Annotated in this window: 17 protein-coding genes and 1 riboswitch; of the genes, 10 read left to right on the top strand and 7 right to left on the bottom strand. The window is 63.2% G+C overall.

What is annotated here, in order from left to right; genetic code table 11:
- Nucleotides 1–176: 176 nt before the first annotated feature.
- The 3 genes from CIT25_RS24825 (at nucleotide 177) to serA (ending at nucleotide 4096) form a co-directional block, all read left to right on the top strand.
- Nucleotides 177–941 (top strand): outer membrane protein, encoded by a 765-nt coding sequence (locus tag CIT25_RS24825; RefSeq protein WP_095487686.1) that lies wholly within the window; start codon nucleotides 177–179, stop codon nucleotides 939–941.
- Between the two features lie 201 nt (nucleotides 942–1142).
- Entirely contained in the window at nucleotides 1143–2318 is a 1176-nt protein-coding gene (locus CIT25_RS24820; RefSeq protein WP_095487382.1) for a phosphoserine transaminase, read from the top strand.
- Between the two features lie 179 nt (nucleotides 2319–2497).
- Nucleotides 2498–4096, top strand: a complete 1599-nt coding sequence (gene serA / locus CIT25_RS24815) for a phosphoglycerate dehydrogenase (protein ID WP_095487380.1) — start codon at nucleotides 2498–2500, stop codon at nucleotides 4094–4096.
- A gap of 85 nt (nucleotides 4097–4181) precedes the next feature.
- Here serA and CIT25_RS24810 read toward each other — a convergent pair whose 3' ends face one another.
- Both CIT25_RS24810 and CIT25_RS24805 read right to left on the bottom strand, forming a co-directional pair.
- The gene (locus tag CIT25_RS24810; protein ID WP_245329983.1) at nucleotides 4182–4652 is read right to left on the bottom strand and encodes an SH3 domain-containing protein; all 471 of its coding nucleotides are present in this window, start codon (nucleotides 4650–4652) and stop codon (nucleotides 4182–4184) included.
- Between the two features lie 188 nt (nucleotides 4653–4840).
- Entirely contained in the window at nucleotides 4841–5731 is an 891-nt protein-coding gene (locus CIT25_RS24805) for a DMT family transporter (protein ID WP_095487378.1), read from the bottom strand.
- 323 nt (nucleotides 5732–6054) lie between these two features.
- On the opposite strand from CIT25_RS24805, the gene CIT25_RS24800 reads away from it, so the two are divergent.
- Together CIT25_RS24800 and CIT25_RS24795 are read left to right on the top strand one after the other, a co-directional pair.
- The gene (locus CIT25_RS24800) at nucleotides 6055–7353 is read left to right on the top strand and encodes an adenylosuccinate synthase (RefSeq protein ID WP_095487377.1); all 1299 of its coding nucleotides are present in this window, start codon (nucleotides 6055–6057) and stop codon (nucleotides 7351–7353) included.
- 74 nt (nucleotides 7354–7427) lie between these two features.
- Nucleotides 7428–9089 carry a hypothetical protein gene (locus CIT25_RS24795; RefSeq protein ID WP_095487376.1) on the top strand — a complete coding sequence of 554 codons (1662 nt, stop codon included), beginning with the start codon at nucleotides 7428–7430 and terminating at the stop codon, nucleotides 9087–9089.
- A gap of 35 nt (nucleotides 9090–9124) precedes the next feature.
- Here the strand turns inward: CIT25_RS24795 and CIT25_RS24790 are convergent, their stop codons facing one another.
- The 4 genes from CIT25_RS24790 to CIT25_RS24775 form a co-directional block, all read right to left on the bottom strand.
- Nucleotides 9125–9424, bottom strand: a complete 300-nt coding sequence (locus CIT25_RS24790; protein WP_095487375.1) for a CcdB family protein — start codon at nucleotides 9422–9424, stop codon at nucleotides 9125–9127.
- Complete coding sequence (locus CIT25_RS24785) at nucleotides 9424–9666, bottom strand: type II toxin-antitoxin system CcdA family antitoxin (RefSeq protein WP_095487682.1); 243 nt, start codon at nucleotides 9664–9666, stop codon at nucleotides 9424–9426. The genes CIT25_RS24790 and CIT25_RS24785 overlap by 1 nt, the downstream gene beginning before the upstream one ends.
- A 160-nt stretch (nucleotides 9667–9826) precedes the next feature.
- Nucleotides 9827–11647, bottom strand: a complete 1821-nt coding sequence (locus CIT25_RS24780) for an ABC-F family ATP-binding cassette domain-containing protein (RefSeq protein ID WP_095487373.1) — start codon at nucleotides 11645–11647, stop codon at nucleotides 9827–9829.
- A 1-nt stretch (nucleotide 11648) separates the two neighbouring features.
- Nucleotides 11649–12293, bottom strand: coding sequence for a thiamine diphosphokinase (locus CIT25_RS24775; protein WP_095487371.1), 645 nt, complete (start codon nucleotides 12291–12293; stop codon nucleotides 11649–11651).
- Between the two features lie 102 nt (nucleotides 12294–12395).
- Nucleotides 12396–12510: riboswitch (TPP riboswitch) on the top strand.
- 43 nt (nucleotides 12511–12553) lie between these two features.
- Between CIT25_RS24775 and thiB the strand changes: the two genes are divergently transcribed.
- From thiB to CIT25_RS24750, 4 genes are all read left to right on the top strand, one after another.
- On the top strand, nucleotides 12554–13567 hold the full coding sequence (gene thiB / locus CIT25_RS24770) for a thiamine ABC transporter substrate binding subunit (protein ID WP_095487681.1): 1014 nt from the start codon (nucleotides 12554–12556) through the stop codon (nucleotides 13565–13567).
- Between the two features lie 233 nt (nucleotides 13568–13800).
- Complete coding sequence (gene thiP / locus CIT25_RS24760) at nucleotides 13801–15420, top strand: thiamine/thiamine pyrophosphate ABC transporter permease (protein WP_095487369.1); 1620 nt, start codon at nucleotides 13801–13803, stop codon at nucleotides 15418–15420.
- Nucleotides 15417–16190 (top strand): thiamine ABC transporter ATP-binding protein, encoded by a 774-nt coding sequence (gene thiQ, locus CIT25_RS24755; protein WP_095487367.1) that lies wholly within the window; start codon nucleotides 15417–15419, stop codon nucleotides 16188–16190. Before thiP ends, thiQ begins: the two co-directional genes overlap by 4 nt.
- Before the next feature lie 299 nt (nucleotides 16191–16489).
- Nucleotides 16490–17917 (top strand): M48 family metalloprotease, encoded by a 1428-nt coding sequence (locus CIT25_RS24750; protein ID WP_164547277.1) that lies wholly within the window; start codon nucleotides 16490–16492, stop codon nucleotides 17915–17917.
- Nucleotides 17918–18056: 139 nt separating this feature from the next.
- On the opposite strand, the gene CIT25_RS24745 is transcribed toward CIT25_RS24750, so the two are convergent.
- Nucleotides 18057–18920: an RNA polymerase factor sigma-32 gene (locus CIT25_RS24745; protein ID WP_095487366.1), complete on the bottom strand. Its 864-nt coding sequence runs from the start codon at nucleotides 18918–18920 to the stop codon at nucleotides 18057–18059.
- 323 nt (nucleotides 18921–19243) lie between these two features.
- On the opposite strand from CIT25_RS24745, the gene CIT25_RS24740 reads away from it, so the two are divergent.
- Nucleotides 19244–20017, top strand: coding sequence for an amino acid ABC transporter substrate-binding protein (locus CIT25_RS24740; RefSeq protein WP_095487677.1), 774 nt, complete (start codon nucleotides 19244–19246; stop codon nucleotides 20015–20017).
- The last annotated feature ends 142 nt before the right edge of the window (nucleotides 20018–20159 follow it).

Raw genomic sequence — 20159 nt, 5'->3', positions numbered from 1 at the left:
ACAGCAGGTTTACGGACCGCCCGGCAAAGCCGGGCGGTTTTCGTTTGTGTCGGGAAGCTCATCAAAATCAATTCGCTAACGTCCTGTTATCCTTAACCGCCACTTAACCACTATGGTTAACAATGCTCTCAAACGGCGCTTGCGATTGCGATGGCGCCACCTTCGGGAGCCGGATCATGACAGTCAAATCGCGCATAGCGCTGGCGCTTGCAGCAATCGCCCTGACGCCGCTGTCGCAGGCACTCGGCGCCGACTACGACCCGCCGATCTATGTCGACCAGGCGCCGGACTACGTGCCGGTCGAAGTCGGTTCGGGATGGTATCCGCGCGGCGATGTCGCTTATTTACCGGAAGAGAGCTTCGAAAATGAGGATTTCGCCTTCACGCCGGCGAGCTTCAGCGACAAAGAAGATCCGATCTTTGCCAGCATCGGCTTCGGTTACCATTTCAACGACTATCTGCGTGCCGACCTCAATCTCGGCTATCTGCCCGGCAACGAGATTGGCGTCGGCTATGACGATTCAGCGATTGCGGCAGAGGCGACCGTGGCATCAGCATCCCTGGAGAACTACGCCTTTTCGGGCATGCTCAATGGCTATGTCGATCTTGGCACCTATGTCGGGATCACGCCCTATCTCGGCGCGGGTATCGGCGTCGTCCAGAGCAAGCGCAAGCTTTCGGCGAGCTATTTCACCGACAATGATGACCCCGCCGACGATTTCGTTCTGCAGGACAACAAGACCCAGTATTCCCTTGCCTATACGCTGAATGCGGGCCTTGCCTATCGAGTGTCCAAGAATGTCTCCGTTGATCTGGGCTATCAGTATTTTTCCGCGCCCGACGCCGAATATGCCACCGCAGAGGATCTGGATTCGTATCCGATCCGCAAAGGGATCAGCAATCATCAGGTCAAGATCGGGTTGCGTTACGACCTCTGGTAGGAGCCGCGCAGGCGACAATCAAGACGGCGGATCTTCGGGTTCGCCGTTCGTGTTTTTAGGCCATGACATTCTCACCACAGGTGACCAGTATCCTGCCAGCGACAAAAACATTCCCCTTGACGCCTGACGCCTGAACGCATATCGCCGACCGTGGGCCACCCCTCCCCAACGAGGGGCCACTATCTGGAAGGATAGACCACGATGACGACGCATACGAAGCCCGGACTCCGTCCGGCAAATCCCAATTTTTCCTCAGGTCCCTGTGCAAAACGCCCCGGCTGGTCGGTCGAGGCGCTGATCAATGCCGCGCTCGGACGCTCGCATCGCGCCAAGATCGGCAAGACCAAGCTCGAGCAGGCGATCGAGCTGACGCGGGAGATACTTCAGGTTCCGGCAGACTATCGCATCGGCATCGTGCCGGCGTCGGATACCGGCGCGGTTGAGATGGCGCTGTGGTCGCTGCTCGGCGAACGCGGCGTCGACATGGTCGCCTGGGAGAGTTTCGGTTCCGGCTGGGTCACCGATGTGGTCAAGCAGCTGAAGCTTGCCGACGTGCGCAGGATCGAAGCCGGCTACGGCGCGCTGCCGGACCTGACAAAAATCGACTTCGACCGCGACGTGGTCTTCACCTGGAACGGCACGACATCAGGCGTGCGTGTGCCGAACGGCGATTTCATCCCGGCCGCTCGCCGAGGCCTGACCATCTGCGACGCCACTTCGGCGGCCTTTGCGCAAAGGCTCGATTTCCAGAAGCTCGACGTCGTCACCTTCTCCTGGCAGAAGGTGCTGGGCGGCGAAGGTGCGCACGGCATGCTGATTCTCAGCCCGCGCGCCGTCGAACGGCTGGAAAGCTACAAGCCGGCCTGGCCGCTGCCGAAGATCTTCCGCCTGACTTCGGGCGGCAAGCTCATCGAAGGCATCTTCAAGGGCGAGACCATCAACACGCCGTCGATGCTGTGCGTCGAGGACTATCTCGACGCGCTGCGTTGGGCGAAGTCGATCGGCGGCCTCGATGCGCTGATTGCCCGCGCCGACGCCAATGCCGCCGTTCTCGACGGCTTCGTCCGCAAATCCTCATGGCTCGGCCATCTGGCCACCGACCCGGCGACGCGGTCGAACACGTCCGTCTGCCTTTCCTTCACCGACCCGGATGTCGCAGCACTCGATGCCGACGGCCAGGCGGCGTTCGCCAAGGGCATCGTCTCGACGCTCGACAAGGAAGGCGTCGCCTACGACATCGGCGCCTATCGCGACGCGCCGCCCGGCCTGCGCATCTGGTGCGGGGCGACGGTCGAGACCTCCTCCCTCGAAGCGCTGCTGCCGTGGCTCGACTGGGCCTTTGCCGCGCAAAAGGCATCGCTCAAGGCGGCCGCCTGATTCCTCCCCCCTTGAGGGGAGGGTGGCCCAGAGGGCCGGGTGGGGTTGCCTCCACCCAGCTCAACGACCCCACCATCCAGAAAGAATCGGCCGCGTCCGGCCGCAACGACCCCACCCCGGCGCTTCGCGCCGACCCTCCCCTCAAGGGGGAGGGGCGCCAATCGCAAAGGATCTAGCCCATGCCCCGCGTTCTCGTCTCAGACAAACTCTCCACCACCGCCGTGCAGATCTTCAGGGATCGCGGCATCGAGGTCGACTACCTGCCCGATCTCGGCAAGGACAAGGAAAAGCTCCTTGAAGTGATCGGCCAGTATGACGGCCTCGCCATCCGTTCGGCGACCAAAGTCACCGAGAAGCTGATCAACGCCGCCACCAGATTGAAGGTCGTCGGCCGCGCCGGCATCGGCGTCGACAATGTCGACATCCCGGCGGCAAGCCGCAAGGGCATCATCGTGATGAACACGCCCTTCGGCAATTCGATCACCACCGCCGAGCATGCCGTCGCCATGATCTTCGCGCTGGCTCGCCAGATACCGGAAGCCAATGCCTCGACCCATGCCGGCAAATGGGAAAAGAACCGCTTCATGGGCATCGAGATCACCAGCAAGACACTGGGCATTATCGGCTGCGGCAATATCGGCTCGATCGTGGCCACGCGCGGCGTCGGCCTGAAGATGCACGTCATCGCCTTCGATCCGTTCCTGTCGGACAGCCGCGCCGAGGAACTCGGCGTTGAAAAGGTCGAGCTCGACGAGCTGTTCGCGCGCGCCGACTTTATCACGCTGCACACGCCGCTGACCGACAAGACGCGCAACATCATCGACGCTGCGGCGATCGCCAAAATGAAGACCGGCGTGCGCATCATCAATTGCGCGCGTGGCGGGCTGGTCGTCGAGGCCGACCTGGTCGCGGCGCTGAAGAGCGGCAAGGTGGCAGGCGCCGGCATCGACGTGTTCGAGGTCGAACCGGCGGAGTATAATGAACTGTTCGGCCTGGAGAATGTCGTCGCGACACCGCATCTCGGCGCGTCGACCACCGAAGCGCAGGAGAATGTCGCCCTGCATGTCGCCGAGCAGATGTCCGACTATCTGATCAAGGGCGCCGTTTCCAACGCCATCAACATGCCGTCGATCACCGCCGAGGAAGCGCCGCGCCTGAAACCTTTCGTCAAGCTTGCCGAAGTGCTCGGCGCCTTTGTCGGACAGGTCACCGAGGATCCGATCAAAGAGGTCGAGATCCTGTTCGACGGGTCGACCGCGACGATGAACACGCGAGCACTGATCAACGCCGCCCTTGCCGGGCTGATCCGGCCGCAGGTCTCCGATGTCAACATGGTGTCGGCGCCGATCATGGTGAAGGAGCGCGGCATCATCGTCGCCGAGGTCAAGCGCGACAAATCCGGCGTGTTCGACGGCTATATCAAGCTCACGGTCAAGACCGAGCATAGGACGCGCTCGATCGCCGGCACTTGCTTCTCGGATGGCAAACCGCGCTTCATCCAGATCAAGGGCATCAACCTTGACGCCGAAGTCGGCCAGCACATGCTCTACACGACCAATGCCGATGCGCCCGGCATCATCGGCCTGCTCGGCACGGTCTGCGGCGAGAACGGCGTCAACATCGCCAACTTCCAGCTCGGCCGCAACCGGCCTGGCGGCGATGCCATCGCGCTGCTCTATCTCGATGCGCCGTTCCCGGAAAACGTGCTGGAACAGGTGCGGGCGCACAAGTCGATCGACTCCGCCAAGCGGCTGCATTTCGATGTGGGCGGCGCCTGAATCATGTGCGCCCCGTGTGCTTCCAAAAGCGCACGGGGCGTTTCGACAATGACGTCAGAGCGTTTGGATAATCCTTTGACGGCCGTTATTTGCAGGCGAAGCCGGGCGCGATCTTGCATTTGCCGGGACGGGGCCGGTGCGGCTTATGCGGCCGGTGCGGCCGATGCGGACGGTAATGCGGCGGGCGAACGATAATGTGCGGCCGCACGACGATCGGTCGGGAAACATAGACGCGGTCCAGATAGTTTGCGCTGGCCCAGCCCCGTATCCCGGCGGCACGAATTGCGCACCAGCTGCCCTGGCAATCGATCACCGTCACCCTGTGGCCGGCCGGCAATGTTGCGATCCTTGCATAGCCGGGGCCAGGGCCGCTTCGCACATTCAAGGTCCCGGTTGTATAGGCGGTGGCTGCGGAGGCCGATATGGGAAAGGCTGCCAAGCCAACAAAAGCAAGGACAAGCGCCGTGAGCATTCGAAAATTCATGATCGTCTCCATTTCACCGAGATCAGCTAAACTGGCGCTGGGAAGATGAGTTGCGAAAGCTGAAAAAATCAATCTCCAGGGAATGGCGCCGTATATTGTAATGTTCGTATCCTTAATACCCCCGTACTGGTTATTATGATTCTTAATACATTAGTTGTTTTGGATATTCGTCCGGCCACTGTTGTAGGGGCTTGGTTCACCATGAGGCTGCGACAGGCTCTGGATCGCACCATCCGCATCCGGCGCCGAACATTTGCCGGCTAAATCGCCATCTTCCTTCCGCTGTATTCGGCGAGGCTGATGCCGCCGAGCACCAGCACGAGGGCCAGCGCCTGATAGAGCTGGAATGTCTCACCGACGATCAGCACCGAGAGCAGCGTGCCGAAGATCGGCACCAGATTGATGAACAGGCCGGCCCGGTTGGCGCCGATCAGCTCGTTGCCCCTGATGTAGAAGATCTGCGAGATGACCGAGGCGCCGATCGCGGTGTAGAACGCGACCGCCCAGCCGCGTGCATCGGGAACGATGACCATGCCGGCCGCCACCTCCCACAGGAAGAAAGGCAGCGAAGTGGCAAGTGCGGCAATCGACAGCGCCAGCATCAGGCTCTGCCAGCGTATGGCCGGCTTCAGCCGCAGCCCGACCGAGTAGAAGCTGTAGCAAAGCACCGCACCCAGCATGATGGCATCGCCGAAATTGAGATCCAGCTTGAGAAGCTGGCGCAGATCGCCCTGACTTGCAGTCAGGCCAACGCCGATGATCGTCAGCACGACGCCGACGATCTGCACCCGGTTTACACGCAGGCGAAACAGCACGAAATTGGCGAGGATGATCACGATCGGTATCGCCGCCTGCTCGATCGAGACGTTAATCGCCGTGGTGTAGTTGAGCGCCGTGTAGAAGATGGTATTGAAGAAGGTGAAGCCGCAAGCGCCGAGCCAGCCGAGCAGCAACCAATGCCTGCGCACCACCGGCCAGTCCTCGCGCAGCGTTCGCCAGCCGATCGGCAGCATGATCAGAACGGCCAGAACCCAGCGCAGGAAGACCAGCGTCATCGGCGAAATGTGGTCGACCGCCAGCTTGCCGGCCACGGAGTTGCCGCCCCACAGCAAGGTGGTGAACAGCAGGAATAGATAGGCGGTTCGATGCATCGCGAAATTTTCCAGCCGGGGCGGGCAGGCGAAGGGTCTTTTGCCGACCTATTGGGATGGTTCGTCCAAGTAAATGATGTCAAAGGCGAAAATTGTTGTGCCTGGGGGCGCCTTCGGCGGTAAAGAATGGTCGCGCTCGCCGGGTCTTGACGTTATAGAGCGACGTGCGTCCACTTGGTCGCACACAGTACGCGTCTCAAGGCTTTGAATGTTCGCATCGTGCTCGCCGAAATCGATTCCGATTTTCGGGCCGATGCGATAGAAGCCTGTCGTTTCGAAACCATTTCAAGCCGCTCCGAGCGGCGCCTCAAGGGAAAAGAAACATGGCCAATGTGGTGGTCGTCGGCTCGCAATGGGGCGACGAGGGCAAAGGCAAGATCGTTGACTGGCTGTCGGAGCGTGCCGACGTCGTCGTGCGCTTCCAGGGCGGCCACAATGCCGGCCATACGCTGGTTGTCGACGGTAAGGTCTACAAGCTGTCGCTGCTGCCGTCCGGCGTGGTGCGGCAAGGCAAGCTGTCCATCATCGGCAATGGCGTCGTCTTCGATCCGCACGCCTTCGTCGCGGAAGTGGCGAAATTGAAGGCGCAAGGCGTCGAGGTGACACCTGAGCGCCTGAAAATAGCCGAAAACACCGCGCTTATCCTGTCCTTGCACCGGGAACTGGACGGATTCCGCGAGGACGCCGCCACCAATTCCGGAACGAAGATCGGCACGACCCGTCGCGGCATCGGCCCTGCTTATGAGGATAAGGTGGGCCGGCGCGCGGTCAGGGTGATGGATTTGGCGGATTTGGAAACGCTGCCCTTGAAGGTCGACAGGCTGCTGACGCACCACAATGCTCTGCGCCGCGGGCTCGGTCACGCCGAAGTCACGCATGACGCGATCATGAATGAGCTGATTTCCGTCGCCGACGAGATCCTGCCCTATATGGACCGTGTCTGGAAGATCCTCGACGACAAGCGCCGCGCCGGCGAACGCATCCTGTTCGAAGGCGCGCAAGGCACGCTGCTCGACATCGACCACGGCACCTATCCGTTCGTCACTTCGTCCAACACGGTCGCCGGCCAGGCCTCAGCCGGATCTGGCGTCGGCCCGGGTGCCATCGGCTATGTCCTCGGCATCACCAAGGCCTATACGACGCGTGTCGGCGAGGGTCCGTTCCCGACCGAACAGAAGAACGAGATCGGCGAGTTCCTGGGCACGCGCGGCCACGAGTTCGGCGTCGTCACTGGCCGCAAGCGCCGCTGCGGCTGGTTCGATGCCGTGCTGGTTCGCCAAGCCGTCGCCGTCAATGGCATCAAGGGCATCGCTCTGACCAAGCTCGACGTGCTCGACGGTCTGGACGAGATCAAGGTCTGCACCGGCTACCGCCTCGACGGCGAGGCGATCGATTATCTGCCGGCCAGCCAGGGCGCGCAGGCGCGAGTCGAACCGGTCTACGAGACGCTGGAGGGCTGGAAAGGCACCACCGCCGGCGCCAGAAGCTGGAACGATCTGCCGGCCCAGGCAGTCAAATATGTCCGTCATATCGAGGAACTGATCGGCGCGCCGGTCGCACTCCTTTCCACCAGCCCTGAACGGGACGACACAATACTTGTGACCGATCCGTTTCAAGACTAGATTCTCAGCCGTTCCGGGCATCGCGGCCGATTTGCGGGGGCCGGCCCAGAAACGAAATGCAGGTCGACTGAAGCATGGCAGATTTTGTTGGTGCTCTGAAAAAGACGCTCGATGGCCTTGGCAATCCGACGCCGGAGATACGCGCGAGAGTCTATGAGAAGGCTCGCTCGACCATCGCGGACAAGCTGGCCAAGAACACACCGCCGCTGGCGCCTTCGGTCGTTGCCCAGCATAAGCGCACCCTGGAAGACGCCATCGCCAGCGTCGAGCGGGGCTATGCCAAGCCTGCGCCCGCATCCGATCCGCTGGCGGAACTGGAAGACATCTTCTCCTCCATCGACCGCAACAAGAACCAACCCAGCCATGTCCGGCAGCCGGCAAAGGCCGAGCCAGCATGGCAGCCGGCAAAGACCGAACCGGCATGGCAGCCGACGCCTGCCGCCAAAGCCGCGCCGAACTGGCAAAAGCCGCCGTCCGTTGCTTCTCCTCCAGAGCGCGCCGATCCGGTGCCTTCGGACAGGGATTTTCCAGCGGCGGACGAAAAGGGCGACGTCTTGAGAAGCGATGTCTTTTCCAACGAGGAGGAACCGGCGGCGGACACCTTTCCGCGTCTGCGTCCTGCCGAGCGCAAGCGCAGCTATGGCGGGCTGATCGCCGCTGTCGTCGCTCTGCTCGTCGTTGCCGGCGGCGGCTACGGCATCTGGCTGAACAAGGACGCGTTCAGCAATATGCTGGGTCTCAACAGCACCGAGGTCGCAACGATCGAACCGCTGGTGAAGCCTGCCCCGACCGAGCCGGCTACCGATGCCGCGGCAAGGCCTCCGGCCGCAGCGGCTCCCACTGATGCCGAGGGCGCAAAGTTCACCCAGCGCCTGACGCCCGAGGGCGGTGAGGTCGATCCCGGCCCCGCTGCTTCAGGACAAAGCGGCATCGGAGAGGGCGAATCCGTCGCGGCATTGACCACGCCGCCTCCGGCCACACCTGCGCCTGCAGCGCCGGCCGGCGATGCGCCAGCCACGAATGCGCCCGCCACGCCAGGTGCAGCCCCTGCAACAACGCCGCCTGCCGATGGAGCAGCGCCGGCGCCGGCGGCGCCTACCGACAGCGCAGCCGCCCCGGCAGCGCCGGCCCCGAGTGCCACACCGGCCGCGCCGACAGCCGCGCCTGCGGAAACCGCGCTGGCGGTCGGCCAGAAGGCGATCTTCTACGAGGAGCGCACCAGCACCGCCCAAGGCTCAGCCGAGCCCGGCAGCATCGTCTGGTCGCTGGTGCAGGAATCGCCCGGCGGCAATCTGCCGCCCGAGCCGGCAATCCGCGCCGAGGCGAGCATTCCGGGCAAGGACGTGCAGTTGCGCATGACCATCCGCCGCAACACCGACCAAACGCTGCCGGCCAGCCATATCATCGAAATGATTTTCCTGACGCCCGACGGTTTCGACGGCGGCGGCGTCGACAATATCCTGCGCGTCGCCATGAAGGGCTCCGAACAGGATGCCGGTAGTCCGCTGATCGGCATCCCGGCCAAAATCGCCGACGGCTTCTTCCTGGTCGCTCTCAACGACACCATGGCGGACGAAGACGCCAATCTGACCCTGCTCCGGGGCCAGAACTGGATCGACGTGCCGGTCGTCTACAAGACCGGACGGCGGGCGCTGCTCACCATGGAAAAGGGCATTCCCGGCGAGAAGGTGTTCGATGAGGCGCTGAAGGCCTGGCAGACAAAGACGGCGGGCTGAGGGCCGCGCTCACCAGCCTAACGCTCCCCTTTGGCTCAGAAGCCTTGGAACAGCATGTCGAGTGCTGCCACGATGTCGTCGTGGTGCCTGGTGATATTCAGTCGACTTTCACCCAATTCCTTGGCCGGAACCGTGGCGATCAGATGGGTCGCCATTATCAATTTTCGTCCATTGATCTCGAGGATGGGGTGGAGCTTTCGCATCGGCGGCGGCGTCATTGTTATCGGCAGAAGCGGGATCACTACCCGTGTTTTAAAATCGTCGAGCAGGTCGGATTGAACGTCCAGCAAATAGCTGCCTTCGACCCGGCCCGCGAAGACATCATACCGTGCCATCAGAACTGCCGATGTTCTTCCAGCGGAATACCGTGCTTTTCGACGTATTCGTTCCACGCCTCGATCGTGGCTCGGTTCTCAAGCTTCCATAGTCGCGCCTTTTCGGCAGCGACAGCCTCTGCAATGCCGGCCTCCGCGGCGCGTGAGACGTTCACGTCAAGCCCCTTGGCTTCCTTCATGAGTTTTGAGTCGATCGACAGGTTTGCCGGCTGGCGAACCGCGTTCAAGGCTAGCTTGCGCATTGTGACCTCCGCAGTGTGCGCATAATCTATGCGCATTTGCCCGGCGTAGCAACGACGAAACGGCGTCTGATCGTGCGCCCAGCCCTCCGCTAGGGCTTCGGCGTTCGTCGCTCCAATCTACAAATAGTTGTCGATCGATCGGCCCGCGGCCGAACGCTCCTTACCCCTCCATTTCTTCCCTTAACATTTCAAGTTCCAGCCATTCCTCCTCGAGCGCTGCCAGCGTGGCCCGCTCCTTGTCGAGGGCGGCGATGGTCTTCTGGAATGAGGCCGGATCGCGCTCGTAATAGGCCGGGTCGGCGATGTTGTCCTCCAGGCGTGAGATCGAGGCGGTCACCGCCTCGATCTTCTTGGGCAGCGATTCCAGCGCGAATTTCTGCTTGAACGACAGTTTCTTTGCCGGGCCCTTCGGCGCAGTCGCTTCGGTCCTGGCTGCCGCCGTCGCTTCGCTGGTCTCGGTCTTCGTCCGCGCCTTGCGGTCGTCCAGCTTGGTGCCGCCGCGCTGCGCCAGCATGTCGGAATAGCCGCCGGCATATTCGATCCAGCGGCCGTCGCCGTCCGGCGCGATCAGGCTGGTCACGGTGCGGTCGAGGAAATCGCGGTCGTGGCTGACCAGGATGACGGTGCCGGCAAAACCGGCGACCAGCTCCTGCAGCAGTTCCAGCGTCTCCATGTCGAGGTCGTTGGTCGGCTCGTCGAGCACCAGCAGGTTTGCCGGCCGCGCCAGCACGCGGGCCAGCAACAGCCGCGCCCGCTCGCCGCCCGAAAGCTCGCGCACCGGCGTGCGTGCCTGTTCCGGTTTGAACAGGAAATCCTTCATGTAGGAGACGACGTGGCGCTGTTCGCCATTGATGACGAGGTTTTCGCCACGACCGTCAGTGAGATATTGCGCGAGTGTTTCGGCCGGATCGACCGCCTCGCGCTTCTGGTCGAGCGTGGCGATCTCCAGATTGGTGCCGAGCCGTACCGTGCCTGAGTCCGGCTTCAATTCGCCGGTCAGCATCTTCAAGAGCGTCGTCTTGCCGGCGCCGTTCGGCCCGACCAAGCCGACACGGTCGCCGCGCTGGATACGGGTCGAAAAGCCCTTGACTACGGTAAGGCCGCCAAAGCTCTTCTCGATGTTCTTGGCCTCGATGACCAGTTTGCCGGATTCGGCGGCATCGCTGGCCACCATGGTCGCCGCGCCCTCGGCGCCGCGATGACCGCGAAAGCGCTGGCGCATGGTCTGCAATTCGCCGAGCCGGCGCATGTTGCGCTTGCGCCGCGCTGTCACGCCATAACGCAGCCAATGCTCTTCGCGCACGATCTGGCGGCCGAGCTTGTGCTGCTCGCGCTCTTCTTCTTCCAGCACCGTGTCGCGCCATTCCTCGAAATGGCCAAAGCCCTTGTCCAGGCGGCGGGTCTGGCCGCGGTCGAGCCAGACGGTGGCGCGCGATACGCGCTCGAGAAAGCGGCGGTCGTGCGAGATGACAATCAGCGCCGAAGAGGTGCGGGCAAGCTCCTCCTCCAGCCACTCGATGACCGACAGGTCGAGATGGTTGGTCGGCTCATCGAGGAGGAGAATGTCGGGCTCCGGCGCCATGACACGGGCGAGGGCAGCACGGCGCGCCTCGCCGCCGGACAGGTCGTTCGGCCGTTCCTCGCCGGACAGGCCGAGATGATCCATCAGATAGGTGGCGCGGTAGGGATCGTCCGCGGGCCCGAGCCCTGCCTCGACATAGGCGCGGACGCTGGCGAAACCATCCATGTCTGGCATTTGCGGCAGGTAGCGCACTGTCGCCGAAGGCTGGCGGAACACCTCGCCGTCCTGCGGCTCGATCAATCCCGCGGCGATCTTGAGCAGCGTCGACTTGCCCGAACCATTGCGGCCGACCAAAGCGATCTTGTCGCCCGCCGACGCTGTCAGTTCCGCCCCGTCGAGCAGCGGCGTGCCACCGAAGGTCAGTTGTATCCCGTCGAGATTGAGAAGTGGCGGCGCCATGTCAGCTTTCAGGTAGGGGGAAAGGATGGGCGAGCAACAGCGCGCGGCCGCTGCCCAGGGCGATTTCGAGCCGGCCCTTGACCTCGTTGGAAATGGTCAGCGACGAGCCGAACGCCACCTCGACATGGTTCAGCGGCCATTTGGCGCCGGAGACGGTCAGGCCGAAAAGGTCGGAGAAGCCGAGGATCGAAAATAGCGTGCCGTCGGCGTAGTCGAAGCCGGCCTTTCCGGGAAGCAAGGGGATGCCTTCCTGTGCGCCGCTGGTCAAAAGCACCTCTATGCCTGCCTCGGCCAGCCGGATGCTGAGCGCGAGGTGCAGGAAGGCGTGGTCGGTGCGCTTGCCGCCGAACGCGCCGGCGAGCAGGAGCCGGGTCGCGCCGCGTTCGAGCGCAGCGGCGATAGCCAGTTCGCCGTCGGTCTTGTCCTTTTCTGCCGGAAACACCTGGCGAGGCACGGCGGCGAGATCATCCGGCAAATCCGCCGGCACCGAATCGAAGTCGCCGACCCAGAGTTCCGGCGTCAGGCCCAGCGTCCGGGCATGGCCGATGCCGGCGTCGGCGGCGATGACACGGGAGCCTTCGACCTGGCGGTCGAGCAGCGGCGTGCGGATAAGATCGCCGCCAAGCAGGATGGTGAATTTGCTCATATGCGTGGCCCTTACCAGCCCTGCTTGCGAAACGGAAGGCCGCGCTCCGGATACCCTGCAAACTTCAGCTTGCGCAGCACTTCGGCCGGGCCTATGTGTCGAAACGCTCTAACGGGGTGCTGGACGCGATCTTCGCGGACCAGCTGAGAGGCAACCATGCCAACCCGCTGAACCTGATCCGGTTTGTACCGGCGGAGGGATTAGACGTTTCGGACAGCCCGACGCCTCAATTCCTTTCAATGCGAACGAAGGAGGCGCCGATGCGCACGTTTTTATACTCTCTTGTTTCGGCAATGTTGCTTGCGGCGTCCGTTCTCGCCGGCATCGGGCAGGCATCCGCGCAAGAGAAACTCACCGTCTATACCTATGAGAGCTTCACCGCCGAGTGGGGTCCAGGCCCCGCGGTCAAGAAGGCCTTCGAGGCGGAATGCGGCTGTACTCTCGATTTCGTTGCGGTCGCCGACGGCGTCGCGCTGCTCAACCGTGTCAGACTGGAAGGGGCCGCGACCAAGGCCGACATCGTGCTCGGCCTCGACACCAATCTGACGGCGGAAGCCAAGGCCACCGGCCTGTTTTCGCCGCATGGCCCGGTGTCGGACGTCAAGGTGCCGGGCGGCTGGAGCGACGATATTTTTGTGCCGTTCGACTATGGCTATTTTGCCGTCGTTTACGACACCGAAAAGCTGAAGACCCCGCCGAAAAGCCTGAAGGAATTGGTCGAGGGCAGTGCCGATGAGAAGATCGTCATCCAGGATCCGCGCACCTCGACGCCCGGTCTAGGCCTGCTGTTGTGGGTGAGGTCGGTCTATGGCGACAAGGCGCCGGAAGCCTGGGCCAAGCTCAGGGCAAAGGTGCTCACCGTGACGCCGGGCTGGAGCGAGGCCTATGGCCTGTTCACCAAGGGCGAGGCGCCGATGGTGCTGTCCTATACCACGTCGCCGGCCTATCACATGGTCGCCGAAAACACCGAACGCTATCAGGCGGCGTCCTTCGAGGAGGGCGCGTATCTGCAGATCGAGGTTGCCGGCATCACCACGACTGGTGCGAAGAATCCGCTGGCGGAAAAGTTCCTGGCCTTCATGACCGGGCCGAAATTCCAGGATGTCATCCCCGAGACCAACTGGATGTTCCCTGCCGGCAAGACCGACAAGCCGCTCAACCCAGCCTTCGACAAGCTCGTCAAGCCGACCAAGGCCTTGCTGTTCAGCCCCGAAGAGGTCGCCGCCAACCGCAAGGCCTGGGTCGACGAATGGCTGGCGGTGATGAGCAAATAGCTTCTGATTGACGATGATCACTCTACGGCGCCCCCCTCTGTCCTGCCGGACATCTCCCCCACGAGGGGGGAGATCGGCCATCATGCCGGCTTTCGCCAATCTCCGACATTGCCGGAATGAGCGGAGCGCTGAACCTGCCAATCTCCCGCCTCGTGGGGGAGATGTCCGGCAGGACAGAGGGGGGCGCGAAGGAACGCAATCCTCGCTAAGAACCTCGAATCTGGTGGTCTAGCGTGCAACGCGCGCCATCACCCGACTCCCGCATCAACGCCGGCATTCTCGCGCTGGCGGCAATAGCATTTTTGATTGGCGGGGCGTTTGCCGGTCTTGTCGTGGAGGGCACGAGCGACCCGTCCGGCGCCGCGTCGACCTTCGGTCCCTATCTCTTCCGCGTTGTCCGTTTCACGCTGTGGCAGGCACTTCTGTCGACACTGCTTTCCGTCGTGCCGGCACTGTTCGTTGCGCGGGCGCTGTCGCGGCATCCGCGCTTCTTCGGCCGTGGCTTCATCCTGCAGCTCTTCGCCGTGCCGCTGGCGCTGCCGGCCATCGTCGCCGCGCTCGGCATTCTGGCCCTCTATGGCCGTGCCGGCTATTTCGCCGGCCTGCTCAGCGCGATTGGCGGTCAGGGTTGGCCAGGCATATACGGCCTGTCCGGCATCCTCGTCGCCCACGTCTTCTTCAACCTGCCGCTGGCAACGCGGCTGTTCCTTGAAGCGCTGGGGACAGTGCCGGCCGACCAGTGGCGGCTGGCGAGCCAACTCGGCATGGGCGCCAGACCGGCCTTCCGGCTGATCGAATGGCCGACGCTGCGGGCGGCGCTGCCGGGCGTCGCCGGGCTTGTCTTCATGCTGTGCATCACATCCTTCACCATCGTGCTCACGCTGGGCGGCGGGCCGCGCGCGACGACACTGGAGGTCGCTATCTACCAGGCGCTGCGTTTCGATTTCGATCCTGCCCGCGCGGTGACGCTGACACTGCTGCAGATCGCGCTGACCTTCGTCGTGGTGCTGGTTTTGATGCGGCTCGGCGCCAACACCGTCGGCGATGCCAACCTGTCGGTGGCACCGCGCCGGTATCTTTCGGCAAGCGTCGGCGAGACCGTGCTGAACGCAGCATTGATCGTTCTGGCATTGCTGTTCGTCGCCGGGCCGATGGCGGCCACGGTGGCGTCAGGCCTTGGCGCCGATCTTGGCCGGCTGGCGGGCGAGAGCGCTGTGCGGCAAGCGACGCTGACCAGCGCAGTGCTCGCCTTGCTGGCGGCGCTGCTTTCGGTGGCGCTGTCGCTGTCGCTCGTCATGGCACGACGGGCACTGGCCCTGAAGCGTCGCGTCGGCGCCAAGACGCTGCTCGAGCATGCCACCGATACCGGCGCCGGCTTCGTGCTCGTCGTTCCGCCCATCGTCATCGGCGCCGGCTGGTTTCTGCTCCTGCGTACCGTCAGCGACGTCTTCGCCATCGCCCCTGTCATGGTCGTCACCGTCAACGCGGTGATGGCGATGCCGTTTGCCATCCGCGCTATTCGCCCCGGCTATGATGCGGCGAGCGAACGCCACGAACGGCTCTGTTTGCTGCTTGGCGTTTCGGGCTGGAACCGGTTCCGGCTGATCGACTGGCCGTCGCTGCGGCGGCCGCTCGCCACCGGTTTCGCCTTTGCCATGGCACTGTCGCTCGGCGATCTCGGCGTCATCGCCCTGTTCGGTAGCGACTCCCTGCAGACACTGCCCTATCTCTTGCTGGCGCGCATGGGCAGCTACCGCACGATGGATGCCGCAGGCCTGTCGCTGCTGCTCGGCCTGGTCTGTCTCGCGCTTGTGCTGGCCGCGGACCGGCTGGGGCGGGGAGAGAAGACATGACGCTCAACAGCGCTGAAAACGGCACGGCTGTGCGGCTGGAAAAGGTTTCGTTCAGCCATAGTGAAGCGCCGTTTTTATTCGACGTCGCGTTCGCCGCCTCGAAGATCACTGCGATCATGGGGCCGAGCGGCTCGGGAAAATCGACGCTGCTCAATCTGGTGGCCGGCTTCGAGACGCCGCGGTCGGGCCGCGTGCTGATCAGCGGCGCCGATGTCGGCGCCAAACCGCCTTCGGCGCGGCCCGTGTCAATGGTGTTCCAGGAGAACAATCTCTTCGCCCATCTTTCGGTCGAACGAAATGTCGGCCTTGGCCGCTCGCCGTCGCTCAGGCTGGCTGAGGCCGACCACGTGGCAATCGCGGGGGCACTCAAGCGCGTCGGCCTTGCCGGCAAGGAACAGCGTCTGCCGCGCGAACTCTCCGGCGGCGAGCGGCAGCGTGTCGCACTCGCCCGCGTCCTCGTGCGCGATCGGCCGGTTCTTTTGCTCGATGAGCCGTTCGCCTCGCTCGGGCCGGCCTTGCGTGACGACATGCTCGACCTGGTAGCCGGCGTCCATGCGGAGCGGCGCATGACGGTGCTGTTCGTCACGCATCAGCCGGAAGACGCCCACCGTATCGGCCAGGACATGGTGTTCCTGGACAATGGCGCGGTTGCCGCGACTGGGGCTGTCGCCGATTTTTTCACCAAGGCTGGACCGGAAGCATTCCGGCGTTATATCGGTGCAGGTCCGTTTGGCCAAGGATCACGAGATGTTGCCCGGAAGCGGACATAATTTACGGCCAAACCGGCTTCAGGCGATGTGGCGTTTGCTTGCCTTGGTCAAAGTAGTGTGGCTAGGTCCTCCGATACTGGTCCGGCATAGACTGTGATTTGCCACTACAGTGCCGCGTGTGCTCGTGCGCGCGAAGGATGCTGTGGCAGTTTGATTTTGCGCATGATCCTTTTCTGAAAATCGATGCCCGATTTTCGGGGTCATGTGCCGAGACCCGAAAGGAAGCTGTTCTGCCGACCGGCACCGACAGAGTGAGAAGGAAACCGCTGGCGCGCTTCCTCGCGCTGGCCGGCTTTGCCATGGCGCTGGCAAGCTGCCAGATGTTCACGCCGCCGGACGTTCAGGAATCCGGCTTCCAGCCTTCCAGCAAACCGATCACAGTCGACAATGTCGCCGCCAACAGCAAGCTCGCCGAAATGGCGAAGGCGCAGCATCCGCGTATCCTCGCCACCTATGGCGGTGAATATTCCGATCCCAAGCTCGAGCGCATGGTCGCCAAGGTCGTCGGCCGCCTGACCGTGGTGTCGGCCAACCCGACCCAGACCTACCGCATCACCATCCTCAATTCGCCCAACGTCAACGCTTTCGCATTGCCGGGCGGCTATCTCTACATCACGCGCGGCCTGTTGGCGCTGGCCAACGATTCGGCCGAGCTCGCCGCGGTGATCGCGCATGAGATGGGCCACGTCACTGCCAACCATGGCTTGCAGCGCCAGCAGCTTGAGGCCGAGGAGGGGTTTGCTACGAAGGTCGTCTCGGATGTGCTCGGCGACAGCCCGACCGCCAAGGCGGCACTGATCCGCGGCAAGCTGCGGCTTGCCCAGTTCTCGCGCAATCAGGAGCTGGAGGCCGACGGCATCGGCATCAAGTCGATCGGCGAGGCGGGCTTCGATCCCTTTGCCGCCGGCCGCTTCCTGCAGTCCATGTCGGCCTACACCGATTTCCGCTCGATCAGCGGCGCCACCGACGCCAGCCTCGACTTCCTGGCGACGCACCCCAACACGCCGCAGCGCATCGATCTGGCGCAGCGCCATGCCCGCCAGTTCGGCGCGCCTGGCGTCGGGACGCGCGACCGTGACCCCTTCCTCGCCGGTATAGACGGCCTGCTCTATGGCGACACGCCGGAGGAAGGCTATGTGCGTGGCGAAACCTTCCTGCATCCGGGGCTCGGCGTGTCATTCTCGGTGCCCGGCGGCTTCATCATCGACAACTCGGCCGCGGCGGTGACGGCAACCGGGCCGGGCGACATAGCGATCCGCTTCGACGGCGTTTCGATCGACAAGAGCCGCCCGCTGACCGACTACATCCGCAGCGGTTGGGTGGCTGGTCTCGACGAAAGCAGCGTGCGCCAGGAAACGATCAACGGCAACGAGGCGGCGACGGCGCATGCCAGCGCCGAGGGCTGGCAGTTCGACATCGCGGTGATCCGCGCCGGCGGTCAGGTCTACCGGCTGTTGACGGCAGCCCCCTCTGCCAGCACCTCGCTGGACGCGGTGGCGCGCTCGGTCAGCGGCTCCTTCCGTATCTTGAGCGCGGCCGAGAAAGCGGCGCTGAAGCCGCTGCATATCCGCGTCGTCACGGTGCAGCCCGGACAGACCATGGGTTCGCTCGCCGCGCAGATGGTCGGCGTCGACCGCAAGCTCGACCTGTTCAGGGTGCTCAATGCGATGTCGCCCGGTGCTGCCGTTTCGGCCGGTGATAAAGTCAAGATCATCACCGACAGGTAGGGTGTGTCGATATTCAGGTGATGCCGGCCTGCAAACGGCAGTTCCTGCGCTTCCGGTGCTCACGTACTTTAAGTACGCTCCGCTCCGGTTCTCGGAAACCACCGTTTTCGGCTCGGCCTAACCTGAATCCCGACACACCCTAGGCGGCTGTCGCCAGAAACTCGGGGTTTTGCTTCACCAGCGCTATCTTGAGCTTTTCCATGGCGCGTGCCTCGATCTGGCGGACGCGCTCCTTGGAGATGCCGAGCGCCTCGCCGAGCGCTTCGAGCGTCGCGCCCTCGTCGCTCAGCCGGCGCTCCTCAATGATCCTGAGCTCGCGGGCGTTGAGCGCGCCGAGCGCCGTTTTCAGCCAGACAGAGCGGCGTTCGACATCGATCGTGTCACCCACGACCTCGTCCGGCAGAGGATCGTCCGAAACCAGGAAATCCATCCGCTCGGTGGCGCCCGCATCGTCGGCGAGCGGCTGGTTGAGTGAGCTGTCCGGTGCCGAAAGGCGGGAATCCATCATCGCCACGTCGGCCTCGGAGACGCCGAGCGCCACTGACACCTCGCGATAGAGCGAGGTATTCGAGATCGGCTCGGCGCCGTTTGCCAAGCGGGCGCGCAGGCGCCGCAGATTAAAGAACAACGCCTTTTGCGCCGAACTGGTGCCGCCACGCACGATCGACCAGTTGCGCAGGATGTAGTCCTGCATCGAGGCGCGGATCCACCATGTCGCATAGGTCGAAAACCGTACCTCGCGCTCCGGTTCGAAGCGGGCCGCTGCCTCCAGCAGGCCAACATGGCCTTCCTGGACCAGGTCGCCGAGCGGCAGGCCATAGTGGCGGAACTTCGAGGCCATGGAAATGACCAGCCGCATATGTGCCATGGCGATTTGGTGCAGCGCCTGCTGGTCGTTGTCTTCCTTCCAGCGCAGCGCGAGAAGATGCTCCTCGTCGCGCTCGAGATAGGGGGCTTTCATCGCCGCGCGGACCATGGTTCGCCCTGCCGTATCTTCCATCATGCCACGCTCCCTGTTCCGGGCGTTGTGGTGCGACCCTGAGCTGGCATCGTGGTTGAATTGGCGACGCCGCGCCCTACAACAGCCAAGAACGTGCCACGCGGGTGAATGGTTCCGCCGCTGAGGTCGCGTGGATTGCACTGTCCGAAAGCTCGTTGCGGCGGTCGCTACGCGGTCGGTTGGCGTGACTCGATGTGGGCTTTAGAATTGGATTTCGAAATCATATCATTTTTGAAATCTTATTCCTTATTTTGCAAGCCTGCATCTGTCAGTTTCCGGCGCTCACAAATGCGCCGGACACCGGCCAAGGACGGGATCACAGAAAAATGAAATGGCTCAAATCGCTTATCGTCGCCGCAACATTGCAGGTTCTGGCCGTCACATCAGGCCATGCCGGCGCCAATCTCGATCAGATCAAGCAGGCCGGTGTCTTCAAGGTCGGCACGGAAGGCACCTATGCCCCCTTCACCTATCATGATGCCTCGGGTGCGTTGGTCGGCTTCGACGTCGAGATCGCCCAGGCGATCGCCAAGCGCCTCGGCGTCAAGGCCGAATTCCTCGAAGGCAAATGGGACGGGCTGATCGCCGGCCTAGACGCCAAGCGTTATGACGCAGTCATCAACCAGGTCGGCATCACCGAGGCGCGCAAGGCCAAGTATGATTTCTCCGATCCCTACATCGCTTCCAAGGCGGTGCTGATCGTGCGCGGCGACAATACCGACATCAAGAGCTTTGCCGACCTTAGGGGTAAGAAGGCAGCGCAGTCGCTGACCTCGAATTTCGGCAAACTCGCCGAAACGAACGGCGCCGAGCTCGTCGGCACCGACGGTTTCGACCAGTCGATCCAGCTGCTTCTTACCGGCCGCGCCGACGCCACCATCAACGACAGCCTGTCCTTCCTCGATTTCAAGAAGCACAAGCCCGACGCCGATGTGAAGATCGCCGCGCAGGAAGAAAACGCCGACTATTCCGGCGTCATCGTGCGCAAGGGCGATCCGGAACTGGTCGCCGCCATCAATCAGGCGTTGGCCGACATCAAGGCCGACGGGACCTACCAGAAAATCGCCGACACCTATTTCGGCCAGGACGTTTCGAAGTAAGCGCATTTCATGGAGCGGGCCGGGTTTGCCGGCCCGCATGGCAAGCAAGTCTCGCGGCGAGCCGTCTTTGACGGCCGCCGCTTTTCGCGTGATATGACGACCGTATGGTCGCGCCTTGATGCTGCCGGGCCGGTTTTTGGGC

Source organism: Mesorhizobium mediterraneum, from assembly GCF_002284565.1.
GTDB classification, from domain to species: domain Bacteria; phylum Pseudomonadota; class Alphaproteobacteria; order Rhizobiales; family Rhizobiaceae; genus Mesorhizobium; species Mesorhizobium mediterraneum.
This window is presented reverse-complemented; position numbering and strand designations above follow the sequence as displayed.